We start from the raw sequence: 13,796 nt of genomic DNA, 5'->3' as shown, positions 1-13,796 counted from the left end.
GCGAACCCTGGCACACCCCGCTCAGGCATTCCTCAGGGCTGGCCGAACTCCTCCGCGGCGAACCACGTGACGATGTTACTCTCACACCGATGGAGGATCTCGCTACAGGTTGACTTCGAGACGCCTAGTTCCTCAGCAACCTCGGTGAGTGTCACCTCGCGGGGGACAGTATAGTAGCCCGCTTCAATTGCGACAGTCAACACCTGTCTCTGTCGAGGCGTCAATAGTCGGTCAGCTTCCGATGAACCGATTTCTACGACTGACTGGAGTTCGCACTCGATTCCCGCCTCATCGAGGTGTTCGCCGAGATCGGACAGTCGATCTGATGACGTCGTCAACTCCCAAATCGCGGTCCCATCGCGAACGGAAAACGGCATCTCGACGGGGACACCGGCCTGCCACAGAGGTAAGAGGAGTGGCGGACTCTCGGTTTCGACCTGCACTAAGCTGGTCGACGCACGGTTCCAGAGCAGGTCGACGTCGAGGATATCCGACTGACCGCGGATATCCGTGAGGATCGTGAGGGGATCGTCACTCTCGATCCGGAGAAGCGCAATTCCTGCGTCTTCGCCCGCAAGTGCGGTGACGACTTCGAATTTGGTCGCGTCGTGAGCCATCGATATTTCTCGCATCCAGACGTCCTCGGGAAGCGAGATCGAGAGCTGAGCTCGGGGCATACTGAACCGACTCCTCCGAATTCCCTTGAACTATCCCCTGACACGTTCGCATGAGACCAACATGTTCGATTCCTACCAACGGGTTCGGACGAACCACTACTTAGCATGAGTGATTAGCATTTGGAAGGTGTTCATCCGATGCACGTACGGAACAATCCGTTTTTCCTAATGGCCGGACTGTACCTCTCCGTCGGCCTGTTAGTCGTCGTCGGCAAGCTTGGCGTCGAGGTCGGGGCGGTAGATGCATTGCCGCGCCTCCGGTGGTTAACAATTCACTTCGTCACAATCGGAGGCTTGACGCAGGCCCTATTCGGCGCGCTTCCTGCTTTGGGGAGTGTGCCGTCGACGGCAGGATCCGCGTCTACCCGGAACCGGTGGGTGCAATGGCTTTCCTTGAACGCGGGCTACCCACTCATCTTGATCGGTATGGCAACAGGGGACACGACTACTACGGTAGTTGGTGCGACGCTCGTCCTCATCGGGCTGGCTGGACTATTGGTAACGGTTTACCGTTCGACTACATCAAGTAATTCCCGAACGCGGTTCTTCAGAACTGCGCCGTGGTTTCTCGTCATCGGTATCCTCGCCGCGTTCGGGATGCTCCTGAATATCCACGGGCCTGGTGGATATTTTGGCTTGATCGAGGCACACGTCCACGCGAATGTCTGGGGCTTTCTCGCGTTGGTCGCCGCCGGCGCACTCCTCACCACGACACCGCGGCTGTTCGAGGCTGACCTCCAGTATCCACGCCTCCGGGACGTCGCCTACTGGGGGATTATTGTTGGGGCGGCGGGACTCGTCGCAGGACCGTGGCTCGCGCGTCACGAACTCACGATGGCAGGACTAGTGGTGTATGTCATCGGGACCGCGGCGCTTTTAGCGAACGTCATCGGTACGTACCGCACCGGTACTCGGGCTCAACCCAGGCGGCTCGCTCTCATCCTTGGAGCGTATCTCTGGCTGGCGTTCCCGGTTCCGTGGGCACCGCTCGTGTTATTGTTCCCTGAGACCGTGCCTGCGGGAGCGATCGAGATAGCAGCGATTAATGGTCTCGTGTTCGGGTGGATGCTTCAGCTGGCAATGGCATTCCTGCCCACTGTCGTAGTTACCCTCAGTAGTGAAACCGGGGAATTCAGTAGCCGGCTGGATGCTGCCAGTGAGATTGTCGGCCAGCCGTCGTGGCTTCAGATCACGAGCGTGAATCTCGGGATGCTCGCGCTCTGGGCGACAGCGATGCCCCCACTCACGGGACTCGCAGATTCACTGACGCTCGTTGGCTACCTGCTGATCGCCGTCGGGTGGGCCTATCTCGTCGTCGACATCTGGGCTGCATTGGTCTCGCGATCTCTAGCGACTAGTCCCGCGACCGATACCCCGTCCAGGTAACCCGCGATAGGGCAGTCTATCTCAATATTGGGTATACCACAGAATATTTTTGATTTTGCCGTTCTAACTACGAGGTATGAGCGACACGTTCGTGGTCATCGGCGGGGACGCCGCGGGGATGAGCGCGGCGAGCAAGGCAAAGCGCGAGGACCCCGGTCTGGACGTGATCGTCTTCGAGCAGGGACAGTGGGTATCCTACGCCGCCTGCGGGATGCCCTACTACGTGAAGGGCGAGGTCAACGAGCTGGAGAATCTCGTCGCGATGACGCCGGAGCAGTTCCGTGAAGAGCGCGACATTGACCTTCGGACCGGCCACGAAGTCGTCAGCATCGATCCGGAAGGCGAGACGGTCATTGTCGAGAGCGACGGCGAGCAGTTCGAGCAGCCGTACGACGACCTCCTCGTGGGGACCGGAGCGAGCGCGAACGTCCCTCCGTTCGACGGGATCGGGCTCGACGGCGTGTTCACGATCCACGACATGGACGAAGCGGGGGCGATCGAGCGGTACGTCACTGAGCAGTCTCCGGAGCGGGCTGCGATCGTTGGCGGCGGCTACGTCGGCGTCGAAATGGCCGAGGCGTTGTCGGCCCGCGGCGTTGACGTTGCCCTCTACGAGATGCTGCCGCACGTCCTGCAGCCGTTCGGCGAGCCGGTCGCCGAGATCGTCGAGGACCACCTTCGCGAGCGAGACGTCGACCTGCGCCTTGACACCGCCGTCTCGGGGTTCGACGGTGACGGCCACGTCGACCGCATCGCCCTCCAAGACGGCGAGGCTGACCCGGCAGAGGTCGTCATTGTCGGCGTGGGCGTGATGCCGAACGTTGACCTTGCGGAGGAGGCCGGGATAGACCTCGGTTCGACTGGGGCCATTGCGACCGACGAGTACGGACGGACGAGCTATGAGAACGTCTACGCGGCGGGCGACTGCGCCGAGGCCCGCCATGTCGTGACGGGCGAGCCAGACCACGTACCGCTGGCGCTGACCGCCAACCGCGCCGGCCGGGCCATCGGACAGACGGTGACGGGCTCGCCGACGCCGACCGGTGACATCGCGGGCACAGCCATCGTGAAGGCCTTCGACCTCGGCGCTGCGAGAACCGGAGTCGTCGACGAGGAGCGGGCCCGCGAGGCCGGCTTTGAGCCCGTCACTGTGACTATCACCGATGAGTCGCGAGCGGATTACTACCCGGGCAGCGAGGAGATCAGGATCACGCTCGTCGCGGATCGGGGTTCCGGGCGGCTGCTCGGCGGCAGCGTCGTCGGCGCGGAAGGCGCCAAGCGCATCGACACCGTCGTGATGGCTCTGCACGCCGGTATGACCGTGACCGAGCTACAGAACGCGGACCTGGCGTACGCGCCGCCGTTTAGCCCCGTGTGGGATCCGGTGCTAACGGCCGCGAAGGTCCTACAGGGGCAGCTGGAATGAGCATGAAGGACGTGGACCCCGAGGAGTACGCAAGTGTCCATCGAGAGGAGCTCGTAGACCTAACGCTCGACCTGCTTGCTGTGGACACGTCAAACCCGCCTGGCGACACGCGCGAAATCGTCGACGTAATCGAGTCGCGGCTAGACCTGCTCGACGTCGACGTCGAACGGTTCGCGGTCGACCCAGCGAAGCCGAACCTGCTCGCGTTCGTGCCGGGCGAGCGAGACCGAACGCTGTTATTCAACGGCCACACAGACACGGTCCCGTTTGATACCGACGAGTGGTCCCACGATCCGCTGGGCGAGCGCGACGGCGATCACGTCTACGGCCGCGGCGCGACCGACATGAAGGGCGCGGTCGCGGCGATGGTGACTGCCCTCCGGGCCTACGCCGAGACCGGGACCACCCCGCCGGTGAACCTCCTGTTCGCGTTCGTCAGCGACGAGGAGATCGGAGGCGACGCGGGTCTTCCGGCACTCTTGGAGGCTGGCCGACTCGACGCGGACGCCTGCGTTATCGGCGAACCGACCTGCGAGGCGGGGCATCATTCTGTGACTGTCGCCGACCGAGGGAGTATCTGGTTGACGCTCCGAGCGACTGGTGAGGCTGCACACGGCTCGCGGCCCGTACTGGGTGAGAACGCGATTGACCGGCTCTACGAGGCCGTCGAGACGATGCACGAGCGCTTCGGGACACGCGAACTCCGTGTTGCCCCTGAGATGGAGCCGATCATCAAGGAGTCCGTCGAGTACTACGCGCCAAGTATGGGCGAGGCGACTGCCCGCGAACTCTTCAGGTACCCGTCTATCAACCTTGGCGTCCTTGAGGGCGGTGAGGCGATAAACAGTGTCCCGCAGTCCGCCCGCGCGGAGGTCGACATCCGACTGACCGCGGGCGTGGACACCTCGACCGTCCTCGCGGACATCCGGGACTGTGTCGCGGACTGCGAGGGAATCGAGATCGCCGACGTCTCTTGGAGCGTCGGGACGGCGGAGCCGATCGATAGCCCGCTGGTCGAGGCCGTCGCGTCGACCGCCGAGGACGTGACGGATGAGCGCGTCTACCTCCGGAGCGCGACGGGCGGCGGCGACGCGAAGCGCCTCCGGAAGGAAGGAATCCCGACGGTTGAGTTTGCGCTCGGGACCGATACCGTCCACGCCGTCGACGAGTACACGACCGTTGGCGCGTTGATTGAGAACGCAGCCGTGTACATCAGGCTCCCGGCCGCGTGGTCAGAGTCGGTCGATGACTAGATCACCGCCCGTCCGGCGCTATTACAGGGCAATTCACGCATCAGGGACACGATGGGAACCATCACCATCATCATGACCACGAGCACTAGAACGATCTCGTAGTTTCTGGGTGCGTGATCACTCCTCTCCGCGGATACGGGCGCTGCGCAATTCTCTCGGTTTCAGATGCTCTTGTTCCCTCAGACAGGATCTTGACGGCGTCTCGGACGAACGAGTCCGCCGAATGACGGCTATCAACCGGACGTTGCGGGATAGAAGCCGGAACTGAGAACTCCTAGACGTCGACATCGCCGTTCGGGTGGGCGACGACTTCGTACCCCCGGTATGTGAAGCGCACTTCGACCTGCGCGGACGGGTCCGCCTGTTCGAGGAGCACATCGAGCGCATCTGGATCGATAACGTCAGCGAGTGGCGGGGATAGCTCCCCGGGATCGACGTTGGCTTCGTTGGCGATGGCGTCGACGATTCTAACAGCCGGAGGAAAAGTAGTCACCGCCATCAGATGAGGAGCTGGATGTCGGCCTCAGCCATGTCCTGGATCGCCGTCGCGGCGCCGACGCCGGTGGTGACGCCGTCGTAGAAGTCGTCTTCGTCGTAGTCCATCAGGTCGATGGTCATCTGACAGGCCTGAAACTCCACGCCCATGTCGAGGCTCGTCTCAATGAGTTCCTCGATGGTCGCGGTGTCGTTGTCCGCGATTTTCTTCTCCATCATCTTCGTTGTCACGTGGTCCATGCCGGGGAGCGCGGCGACCGCGTTCGGGACCGGCAAGTTGGGGTTGCCGATGGAGCTCAGCTTGAGGTTCTTCGAGCGCTCCTCGTGGAGGATGTCCAGTCCCCAGAACGTGTGGAAGACGGTCACCTCGTAGCCGAATGCGGCCGCGGTGCTGGCGAGGATGAGCGGCGGGTACGCCATGTCGAGCGTGCCCTTCGTCGCGATGATACTCATCTTCTTGGTGTCGTCCTCGCTTGTGGCCTCCGCAAGCGCATCTTCGAGTTCGTCGATGCGTGCGGCCAGCTCCTCGCGGGAGGGGACGTCGTTGGACGGCGTGTCAGGTATATCCGTGCTCATCGTTACTCCGTCTTGCGCACGTAGTGTTTGTACACGTCGTCGCCTTCCTCTTGGGCGACTAGTTCGACGCCATCGGTTCCGGACGCCCAGCCGTCGATGTCGCTCATACTGCCGGGATCAGTCGCCAGCACTTCGAGGATTTCGCCGGCTGCGAGGTCGTCGATGGCGGACTTCGTCTTCACCACTGGCATGGGGCACGATGCACCTTTCACGTCGAGCGTCTCTGCGGTGTTGAATTCGGCACTCATTGGTTATCTGCTCCGATGGTTTGTATTGGAGCTATCGCACAATACTCACTACCCGACCAAAAGATTGTCGGTTCTTGTGTCTACTGCAAACACTCACTTGTATAGTTCTCTCAGTACACACTCTGATAGGGCGATATAGGGCATATTTGAGAAAATCTGACGTCTACGTCCCCGATTAGTATTGTTCGATATAGGAAATACTATGAGAATGCTTTTGTGTATCCGACCGGTAGAAGCGACTGCACAAGATGAACGCTGACGATTTCCCAACTCCGGATGTCGCCGTGGAAACGGTCGAACCGGAAGCACTGAAGGACCGCATCGACGCCGGCGAGGACATCACGCTCCTCGACGCACGTATGCAATCCGACTACGACGAGTGGCGTATCGACGGCGAGAACGTCACGTCGATAAATATCCCGTACTTCGAGTTCCTCGAAGACGAGATCGGAGAGGACGTCCTCGACCAAATCCCCGACGACCGCGAAGTGACTGTCCTGTGCGCGAAGGGCGGTGCCAGCGAGTACGTCGCAGGCACGCTCGCGGAACGCGGGTACGACGTCAACCACCTCGAAGACGGGATGAACGGCTGGGCGAGCATCTACGAGACCGTCGAAGTCACCGACTATGACGGTACTGGCACGCTCCTGCAGTACCAGCGCCCCTCCTCGGGCTGTCTCGGCTACCTCCTCTACGACGACGGCGAAGCCGCGATCATCGACCCACTTCGCGCGTTCACCGACCGCTACCTCGCGGATGCGGACGACCTCGACGTCGACCTGAAGTTCGCGCTGGACACACACATCCACGCCGACCACATCTCGGGTGTGCGTGATCTCGACGCCGAGGGCGTCGAAGGCGTCATCCCCGAGGCGGCCGTCGACCGCGGCGTCACGTACGCCGACGACATGACCACCGCCGCGGACGGTGACGAATTCCAGGTCGGCGATACTACCATCGAGGCCGTCTACACGCCCGGCCACACCACGGGGATGACCTCCTACCTGGTGGACGACAGCCTACTTGCGACCGGTGACGGGCTGTTCATCGAGAGCGTCGCCCGCCCCGACCTCGAGGAAGGCGACGACGGCGCGCCCGACGCGGCACGCCTGCTCTACGAGTCCCTCCAGGAACGCGTGCTGACGCTGCCAGACGACACGCTAATCGGTGGTGCGCACTTCAGTGATGCCGCTGAACCGGCCGCTGACGGCACCTACACCGCGCCTATCGGCAACCTCGTCGAGGAGATGGACGCACTCACAATGGACGAAGACGAGTTCGTCGAGCTGATCCTCTCGGATATGCCGCCTAGACCGGCCAACTACGAGGACATCATCGCGACGAACCTCGGCCAGAACGCCGTCGACGACGAGGAAGCATTCACCTTGGAGCTCGGCCCGAACAACTGCGCAGCGAGCCAAGAGTCGCTCGCGGGTGACTAACGACGCCGATGATGACTGATCCAGTCCCGCTCCAGATGGCCGCCGAGCTGTTCCCCAACGGCATCAGTCGGTACGCCGTCGGTGGGTTACTCGTCGGCCTCGGCACCGTCGTCATCTACCTCGGGACGGGCATCCCCGCCGGGGCGAGCACGTTCCTCGAGTCGACGCTGTCGTACCTCTCCGACCAGTCGCGGTTCCAGCAGTACGTTGCCTCGCGGGACTGGCGGCTCGTGTTCACGGCCGGCATCATCCTCGGCGGGCTGGTCTTCGCTACAACGTTCCAGTCCGGTCTACTATCGAGCTCGCTGTACGAGCCTGGAACTACCGGACAGCTGTACGAGGTCGCTGGCGTGACGCTGTGGATGACCGACGTCCAGCCGTGGCGACTGTTCCTGGGTGGCATCCTCGTCGGTATCGGCACCCGGATCGGCAAAGGCTGTACGTCTGGTCACGGCGTCTGTGGCGTCGGATCGGCGTCGAAGACGTCGCTCGTCGGCGTGCTGACGTTCCTGACCGTGGCGATCGGGACGGCACAGATCGTCGCCGCACTGGGGGTGAGCCCGTAATGGCGGACCGACATCCCCTATTCAAGCCGCTGATCTTCGTCGGCGGCCTGATCTTCGGGTTCGGGCTCGGATTCAGCCACATGGCGCGACCGGAGGTCGTGCTGGACTTCCTCCAGTTCGACGATCTCGGACTCCTCTTTGTCATGTTCGGTGCCGCAATCGTCTCCGGGGTTGCGTTCGCCCTGCTCCCTCGGATTCGGGACGCCGCACCGCTCACGGGCGACCTCTACGAGCGGCGGCTGAAGCCCTTCGACCGGAACGTCCTCGTGGGCGGCGCCATCTTCGGCGTCGGTTGGGGGCTCTCCGGCATCTGCCCGGGCGCGGCGTACGCTAGCCTCGGTGTCGGGAATGTTACCATCCTGTGGGCGCTCGCCGGGATGTTCATCGGCGCCTACATCCAGGGCTACTGGCGCAGTCGCAGCCAAGCCCCCGACACCACCCCAGCGGGCGCTGACTAACTCCCCCCTGTTCAGATGGACCCCGCTCTTATCGCCCTCTTCGTCGGTGCATCGCTCGCCAGCCTGTTCATGGCGTGGGTTATCGGTGCCGGATCAAGCGGAGCGACCCCTTTTGCGCCCGCCGTCGGCGCGAACGCCATTAGCACGATGCGGGCCGCTCTCCTGGTTGGCATCTTCGGGTTCGTCGGCGCAGTCACGCAGGGCGGAAACGTTTCAGAGGCCGTCGGGAGCGGCCTCGTCGGCGGTCTGAGTATGCCCGTCGCTGGGGTCATCCTAGTTTTGGTGTTGGGTGCTGGACTGATGGCGATCGGCATCATCACGGGGTACCCGATTGCGACCGCCTTCACCGTGACCGGTGCCGTCATCGGCGTCGGTCTCGCGCTCGGTGGCACGCCGGTTTGGTCGAAGTACCAGCAGATCGCCGCCGTCTGGGTGTTGACGCCGGTCGTCGGCGGTGGGATCGCGTTCGCTATTGCGAGCGTCCTCCCACGACCTGACGTACCTGAACGGTACAGTATCCCCGTCCTCGTCGGCCTCGTCACTGTCGTCCTCGTGAACGTCGAGTTCAGCTTCCTCGGTGGGACGAACTCCGCGGGGACCGTCCGAGAAGTCGGACAGCACACGCTAGCGGTCGAGGGACCCGCGTCGGCGGTCGTCGTTACCGGTGGTGCGGCGCTGGCTGTCGCTGCCGTCGTCTGGTGGGATGTTGGTCGCCACCAACGCGGGGGACTGCAGCACGTACTGCTCGTACTCGGATCGCTCGTTGCGTTCTCCGCGGGTGGCAGTCAGGTCGGACTTGCAGTCGGGCCGTTGATTCCACTCCTCGACGAGGTTGAGATGGTGTCGGTGGTCGTGGTGCTCGTCGGAGGTGGTCTTGGGATGCTCGCGGGCTCGTGGACGGGCGCTCCCAGGATGATCAAGTCCCTGGCGCAGGACTATTCGTCGCTCGGGCCGCGACGCGCTATCTCGGCGCTCGTCCCGTCGTTCCTGATTGCACAACTGGCCGTCCTGCTGGGCGTCCCCGTGTCGTTCAACGAGATTATTGTCAGCTCGATTATCGGAAGTGGTGCCGCAGTCGGCGGCTGGGGTGCGGTCGACGCCCGGAAGATTCTCGTGACGTTGGGAGCGTGGGCGGGGTCGTTCTCACTCTCGTTCGTGCTCGCGTACGCTGCCGCTGTTGTCTTCCTATGACATCCTCCGCGCCCTGAAGGGAGTGGTTTCCTCCGTGGGAGTCTCAGCCGGTTTCCGACTCGCCGGAGGCAACATTCCCGTCGAGGTGGACGGTACTCGGGTCTGTGCGCTGTTCTTTGGGACGGTGAGAGCGTGGTGACTCCGACTAGTCGTGGTCGTCCCACTCGAATCGCACGGGCCATGCCATCGGCCTGACTGCCTGTTCTATCTGCCGCTCTAAGAACGTCTCTGATGCTGTGAGGTCGGCGTGGCCTTCGAACCCACACGGGCTGGTGAGCGTGTCCTCGTGCCGTGACGTTCGGTCTGTGCCCCCACACCGTGGACACTCTTGACTTGTCCACGCTTCCGACCGCACCTCGACCGAGATACCGTATTCCTCGGCGGTACAGACCAGCCGCTCGGTGAACTTCTTGAACGACCAGAAGTTGTGGGTCTTCGCGTTTGTTTCGACCGACCAGTGCGTGTCCAGCACGTCGGTCAATCCACCGATATACACGGTATTGACGCCCTTCTCGTAGAGTCGGTCCAGCAGGTCACGACACAACGCTTCCTGGGCATGGTCACGGCGACGTGTTCGCTTGCGGTACAGCCGCCGGATGTGCTCGCTACTGTACCGCCCGTCTTCGAGTTTCGACTGCAACTCGGCAATGTGCCAGGTTGTATCACGGAATCGCTAGAACAACCCGCGGCCGTCGTACAGATATTGCTCGCCGGTCGTGGTGGTACAGGCGACGAGGTTGTTCGCACCGATGTCCAGAGCGTCCGTTTCGTCGGCCAGTGGAGTCGCCCATGCATCGGCAGAAATAGTCACGGGTTGGGAAGCTCGGAAGGTGCTATCAGTCTCGTCGTACCACAGGTCCAACCGGCCTGTGTCTCGTAGTCGGGCCAGTTCGGGTCGCCAGCGATTTCCAGCCGGAGCCGCCCGGTGTGGTTGTATCTGTCTTTCAGCTTTTTGCCGACAAGTATCTCGAGTCGGGACCGCTCGCCCCATCGACAGTGTACGATGTGTTGCGAATGACGGTTTTGGTTTGTCGCCCGTCGTCCTCATTTCCACGGAAGCCCGGCGGTTCGGGGTGGTCCGTGACGACGTGTTCGACTCGTCGTTATGCTGCTCTTTCAGCCGGAAGAACGCCCGCCAAGCTTCGCTATTCTTGCGAATCACTTGTTGGGCGGTGGACGCACCGAGAACGCCTTTGTACCGGCCTTCGAGACTGCCAGTATCGGCCTCGAATACGTCGCCCTCGAATCCGTCCACGTCGTTGTACCGCATGAGGCGCTGGTAATTGGTTTCGTTCTAGAGAGCGGCGGAAGCGTCCAACAGATCCTGAAGCAGGTGCTCTCCGGTGTCGGAGAGTGGGCGCACGGTGAACGTGGTACGCTTCATCTGCGATCTGCCGGTACGGATCGTGGAACCTTGAACGCCAGCGATCCACGGTGAATGCGAAATTGCTACTGACTGTGGGAGACTCACGCCGGCAGTAACGTGGCGGTTTCTCACCGGGGCGGACGCGATTCACTCTCGCCCTGCTCTTCGGTTCCGACTGAACGTCGGAACACTCGTCACTCACGGGAAGGGCGGGGACTCTCTCGCTGTCAAAGGTAGTGACCCGGTGAAGTACCTCGGGGTCAAGCCCCGAGGAACTCTCGCTGTATTTCTGTAGAATCCGTTTCAGACCGCCCGGGGCGGCGGGACGAGGAAGACGTTTCCAGTCGCCCGCGCGACGATCTCCTCCGAGACACTGCCCAACAGGAGCCGGCGGATGCGGCTTCGTCCTCTCGATCCAACGAGGATCGTGGTTGGGTTCACCTCCTCCTCTACGGTGAGGATTTCGTCTGCGGGATCCCCTTGTCGGACCTCAATTCGTGTCTCGATGTCCCAGCTTTCGAGTGTTCTCGCACGCTCGGCCAATTGCTCGCGAGCATCACTGTTGGTTTCGACCCCTCCGTCTTTTGGTGACCGAACGTGAACGAGTGTCGCCGTCTCGGTGGCGTGGCGGAGATAGGAGAAGGCATCGAACGCCCGGTCCGCATTTTCCGAAAAATCAGTAGCGAAGAGAATTCGCCGAAAGAGGTGCTCGCGGAGGACTGTGGGCTCTTCGGTTGCCCGTTCGATGCGGTTGACCAGTAACGGAACGACAGTCGTCCGTGCGAGGTTACGCGCGGTCGAGCCGATGATCCGGTTCTCCAGCGGACTTTGACCCCGGGAACCCACGATCGATAGGTCTGCCCGGACGGTTTCGGCGATGCCGTTGATACGACGATGGGGCGTTCCACGGACAACATGGGTCTCGACGCTGAATCCCGCAGCTTCTATCACCGCCCGATATCGGTCCAATCCCCGCTGGCGTCGCTCGTCGAAGTTCACACCAGGCATCCCAGAGTGGACGTTCGATGGAACGACAGTCACGAGGTGGATCGTATCGATGCCGATACGGCCCAGACACTCAAGGCAGGTCTCGTTCTCTATTGCAGCCTCACTTGCGGCCGATAGGTCAGTCGCGCACAGCGCCCTCATACGAACAGGTTTGTCGACCGATACCAACACGGTTTTGTTCGGCTGTTGTCACTATCTATATGGTTCACGGAGTAGACTGGCAGTGGCCGGTTTCTGGAGCCGACCGGCCAGATATGTTCTCTATAAGTTATCGATACTCCAGCAGAAGTTACCTGAATATAGTATTGTGTAGTAGACCCAAAACCGTTAAGGGTGCGAATCTGGTAAGGAGTATTGAACAGAAATGTGGCAACAACGAATTCCCGGAATCGGATACTGGATGGAGGATCAATGGCAGGATTAGAGATCCCCGCATGGGATCCAGAGACGGCCTTGCTCATCGGCACCATCCTCTTGGAAGCGGTCGTACTGTACGTGGGATACGGCGGTCTCGAACGGTTGTTCGGCCCCTATCTCGTCGACCTCTTGGTCGGGGGTGAAGAGAATGCTCGATAGGCTACTCGACGGACTCGGGATCTTGGGGACGAGTCCCGAGATGCTGGTCCTGTTCGTCGGGTTTGGCCTAGTCGTCGGCGTTTTGTTCGGGTTTTTCGGCATGGGTGGGTCATTCCTCGTGACCCCCGCCCTACTGATGCTGGACTACCCGGCGCCTGTTGCGGTCGGTAGCGGGATGGCGTTCGTCTTTGGGACGGCTGTCATCGCGACCCTGAAACATCACGACCTGGGGCAGGTAGACTACAAGCTCGGCGTGATCATGATTACTGGGACGACCATCGGTATCGAGGCCGGGCGCGCCAGCGTCTACTACCTCGAGTCGCTTGGACTTGCTAATGGTATCATCAGTGTCGCCTACGTCGTCCTCCTTGGCGGCGTCGGGGCGATGGTCACCCGTGACGCCCTGCGAGGCGACGGTGGCGGCAGTATCGACCACGAGACAGATGTCAAGGACCTCAGTGAGTACGAGATTCCCGAGATCGCGAAGACGATCCAGCGGACGGTTCGGATTCCACCGATGGTGACGCTCCGCGGTGACGTCCGTGTTTCCGCGTGGGTCATCACGGCTGTCGCGTTCGCGACTGGGCTCTTGTCGGGCTTCCTCGGCGTCGGTGGCGGGTTTATCCGAATGCCCGCGATGATTTACGCGATCGGCGTCCCGGTCCCCGTCGCCGTTGGGACGGACCTCTTCGAGATCGTCTTCTCCGGTGGTCTGGGGAGTTACCTCTATGGTCAGGGTGGCGGCGTCGACCTCGGTATCGTCGCGCCGTTGCTGTTCGGAAGTGCGCTCGGCGCTCGTATCGGCTCTGCAGCGACCGCGGTCGTCGACGCCAACAGTATCAAGATCTACTTCGGCGCTATGTTGCTGGTCGGTGCCGCAGCAGTTGGTGTCGGTGAGATTGGCTCCTACATCGGTAGTCCGAACCTTGAGTTGCTCGGTCTAGTGCTCGTTGTTGGCGCAGCTGTCATCGTCGCACTCGCGATTATCTACACGACGATTTCCTCGCTACGTATGACGCACCGACAACGCACTTCTACCGCGGATTAGTTCGGTCTTGACCTGAAACACAACTTGTCCGTATTTGTATATACGGCTATCCCGATTGAAATCACAGGTCGACGGTTACC

Annotated in this window: 14 protein-coding genes and 1 pseudogene; 9 read left to right on the top strand and 6 right to left on the bottom strand. The window is 61.7% G+C overall.

The window, feature by feature from the left end:
- Positions 1-32: 32 nt before the first annotated feature.
- Positions 33-617: a helix-turn-helix domain-containing protein gene (locus tag C3L37_RS05210; protein WP_228546114.1), complete on the bottom strand. Its 585-nt coding sequence runs from the start codon at positions 615-617 to the stop codon at positions 33-35.
- 198 nt (positions 618-815) lie between these two features.
- Here C3L37_RS05210 and C3L37_RS05205 point away from each other — a divergent pair, with 198 nt between their 5' ends.
- From C3L37_RS05205 to C3L37_RS05195, 3 genes are all read left to right on the top strand, one after another.
- Entirely contained in the window at positions 816-2,063 is a 1,248-nt protein-coding gene (locus C3L37_RS05205; RefSeq protein WP_129113574.1) for a hypothetical protein, read from the top strand.
- 76 nt (positions 2,064-2,139) lie between these two features.
- A complete protein-coding gene (locus C3L37_RS05200) occupies positions 2,140-3,489 on the top strand; it encodes an FAD-dependent oxidoreductase (protein ID WP_129113573.1) in 1,350 nt (449 codons plus the stop codon).
- Between the two features lie 2 nt (positions 3,490-3,491).
- Positions 3,492-4,742 (top strand): M20 family metallopeptidase, encoded by a 1,251-nt coding sequence (locus C3L37_RS05195; protein ID WP_129113984.1) that lies wholly within the window; start codon positions 3,492-3,494, stop codon positions 4,740-4,742.
- 274 nt (positions 4,743-5,016) lie between these two features.
- Here the strand turns inward: C3L37_RS05195 and C3L37_RS05190 are convergent, their stop codons facing one another.
- The 3 genes from C3L37_RS05190 to C3L37_RS05180 are packed head-to-tail and all read right to left on the bottom strand — an operon-like array spanning position 5,017 to position 6,061.
- Entirely contained in the window at positions 5,017-5,241 is a 225-nt protein-coding gene (locus tag C3L37_RS05190; RefSeq protein ID WP_129113572.1) for a HalOD1 output domain-containing protein, read from the bottom strand.
- Positions 5,241-5,813, bottom strand: coding sequence for a DsrE/DsrF/DrsH-like family protein (locus C3L37_RS05185; protein WP_129113571.1), 573 nt, complete (start codon positions 5,811-5,813; stop codon positions 5,241-5,243). The genes C3L37_RS05190 and C3L37_RS05185 overlap by 1 nt, the downstream gene beginning before the upstream one ends.
- Positions 5,814-5,815: 2 nt before the next feature.
- On the bottom strand, positions 5,816-6,061 hold the full coding sequence (locus C3L37_RS05180) for a sulfurtransferase TusA family protein (protein WP_129113570.1): 246 nt from the start codon (positions 6,059-6,061) through the stop codon (positions 5,816-5,818).
- A gap of 248 nt (positions 6,062-6,309) precedes the next feature.
- On the opposite strand from C3L37_RS05180, the gene C3L37_RS05175 reads away from it, so the two are divergent.
- The 4 genes from C3L37_RS05175 to C3L37_RS05160 are packed head-to-tail and all read left to right on the top strand — an operon-like array spanning position 6,310 to position 9,718.
- Positions 6,310-7,503 carry an MBL fold metallo-hydrolase gene (locus C3L37_RS05175; RefSeq protein WP_129113569.1) on the top strand — a complete coding sequence of 398 codons (1,194 nt, stop codon included), beginning with the start codon at positions 6,310-6,312 and terminating at the stop codon, positions 7,501-7,503.
- An 8-nt stretch (positions 7,504-7,511) separates the two neighbouring features.
- Positions 7,512-8,069 (top strand): YeeE/YedE family protein, encoded by a 558-nt coding sequence (locus C3L37_RS05170; RefSeq protein ID WP_129113568.1) that lies wholly within the window; start codon positions 7,512-7,514, stop codon positions 8,067-8,069.
- Positions 8,069-8,527 (top strand): YeeE/YedE family protein, encoded by a 459-nt coding sequence (locus tag C3L37_RS05165; RefSeq protein WP_129113567.1) that lies wholly within the window; start codon positions 8,069-8,071, stop codon positions 8,525-8,527. Before C3L37_RS05170 ends, C3L37_RS05165 begins: the two co-directional genes overlap by 1 nt.
- Before the next feature lie 15 nt (positions 8,528-8,542).
- On the top strand, positions 8,543-9,718 hold the full coding sequence (locus tag C3L37_RS05160) for an inorganic phosphate transporter (protein WP_129113566.1): 1,176 nt from the start codon (positions 8,543-8,545) through the stop codon (positions 9,716-9,718).
- 43 nt (positions 9,719-9,761) lie between these two features.
- On the opposite strand, the pseudogene C3L37_RS05155 reads toward C3L37_RS05160, so the two are convergent.
- Positions 9,762-11,102, bottom strand: a pseudogene (locus C3L37_RS05155) (RNA-guided endonuclease TnpB family protein).
- Positions 11,103-11,387: 285 nt separating this feature from the next.
- A complete protein-coding gene (locus C3L37_RS05150) occupies positions 11,388-12,233 on the bottom strand; it encodes a universal stress protein (protein WP_129113565.1) in 846 nt (281 codons plus the stop codon).
- Between the two features lie 270 nt (positions 12,234-12,503).
- Between C3L37_RS05150 and C3L37_RS24160 the strand changes: the two genes are divergently transcribed.
- Both C3L37_RS24160 and C3L37_RS05145 read left to right on the top strand, forming a co-directional pair.
- On the top strand, positions 12,504-12,668 hold the full coding sequence (locus C3L37_RS24160; RefSeq protein WP_164974671.1) for a DUF7512 family protein: 165 nt from the start codon (positions 12,504-12,506) through the stop codon (positions 12,666-12,668).
- Complete coding sequence (locus C3L37_RS05145; RefSeq protein ID WP_129113564.1) at positions 12,658-13,716, top strand: sulfite exporter TauE/SafE family protein; 1,059 nt, start codon at positions 12,658-12,660, stop codon at positions 13,714-13,716. Before C3L37_RS24160 ends, C3L37_RS05145 begins: the two co-directional genes overlap by 11 nt.
- Positions 13,717-13,796 lie beyond the last annotated feature (80 nt).

It is taken from the genome of Halegenticoccus tardaugens (genome assembly GCF_004116405.1).
GTDB lineage: Archaea > Halobacteriota > Halobacteria > Halobacteriales > Haloferacaceae > Halegenticoccus > Halegenticoccus tardaugens.
The sequence above is the reverse complement of the archived record's forward strand: the minus strand, read 5'-3'. Positions and strand labels throughout refer to the sequence as shown.

Coding starts and splice junctions, on each gene's coding strand:
- C3L37_RS05160 (WP_129113566.1), top strand. CDS start 8,543: ATGGACCCCGCTCTTATCGCCCTCTTCGTCGGTGCATCGCTCGCCAGC.
- C3L37_RS05170 (WP_129113568.1), top strand. CDS start 7,512: ATGATGACTGATCCAGTCCCGCTCCAGATGGCCGCCGAGCTGTTCCCC.
- C3L37_RS05205 (WP_129113574.1), top strand. CDS start 816: ATGCACGTACGGAACAATCCGTTTTTCCTAATGGCCGGACTGTACCTC.
- C3L37_RS05180 (WP_129113570.1), bottom strand. CDS start 6,061: ATGAGTGCCGAATTCAACACCGCAGAGACGCTCGACGTGAAAGGTGCA.
- C3L37_RS24160 (WP_164974671.1), top strand. CDS start 12,504: ATGGCAGGATTAGAGATCCCCGCATGGGATCCAGAGACGGCCTTGCTC.
- C3L37_RS05210 (WP_228546114.1), bottom strand. CDS start 617: ATGGCTCACGACGCGACCAAATTCGAAGTCGTCACCGCACTTGCGGGC.
- C3L37_RS05200 (WP_129113573.1), top strand. CDS start 2,140: ATGAGCGACACGTTCGTGGTCATCGGCGGGGACGCCGCGGGGATGAGC.
- C3L37_RS05190 (WP_129113572.1), bottom strand. CDS start 5,241: ATGGCGGTGACTACTTTTCCTCCGGCTGTTAGAATCGTCGACGCCATC.
- C3L37_RS05165 (WP_129113567.1), top strand. CDS start 8,069: ATGGCGGACCGACATCCCCTATTCAAGCCGCTGATCTTCGTCGGCGGC.
- C3L37_RS05150 (WP_129113565.1), bottom strand. CDS start 12,233: ATGAGGGCGCTGTGCGCGACTGACCTATCGGCCGCAAGTGAGGCTGCA.
- C3L37_RS05145 (WP_129113564.1), top strand. CDS start 12,658: ATGCTCGATAGGCTACTCGACGGACTCGGGATCTTGGGGACGAGTCCC.
- C3L37_RS05175 (WP_129113569.1), top strand. CDS start 6,310: ATGAACGCTGACGATTTCCCAACTCCGGATGTCGCCGTGGAAACGGTC.
- C3L37_RS05185 (WP_129113571.1), bottom strand. CDS start 5,813: ATGAGCACGGATATACCTGACACGCCGTCCAACGACGTCCCCTCCCGC.
- C3L37_RS05195 (WP_129113984.1), top strand. CDS start 3,492: ATGAAGGACGTGGACCCCGAGGAGTACGCAAGTGTCCATCGAGAGGAG.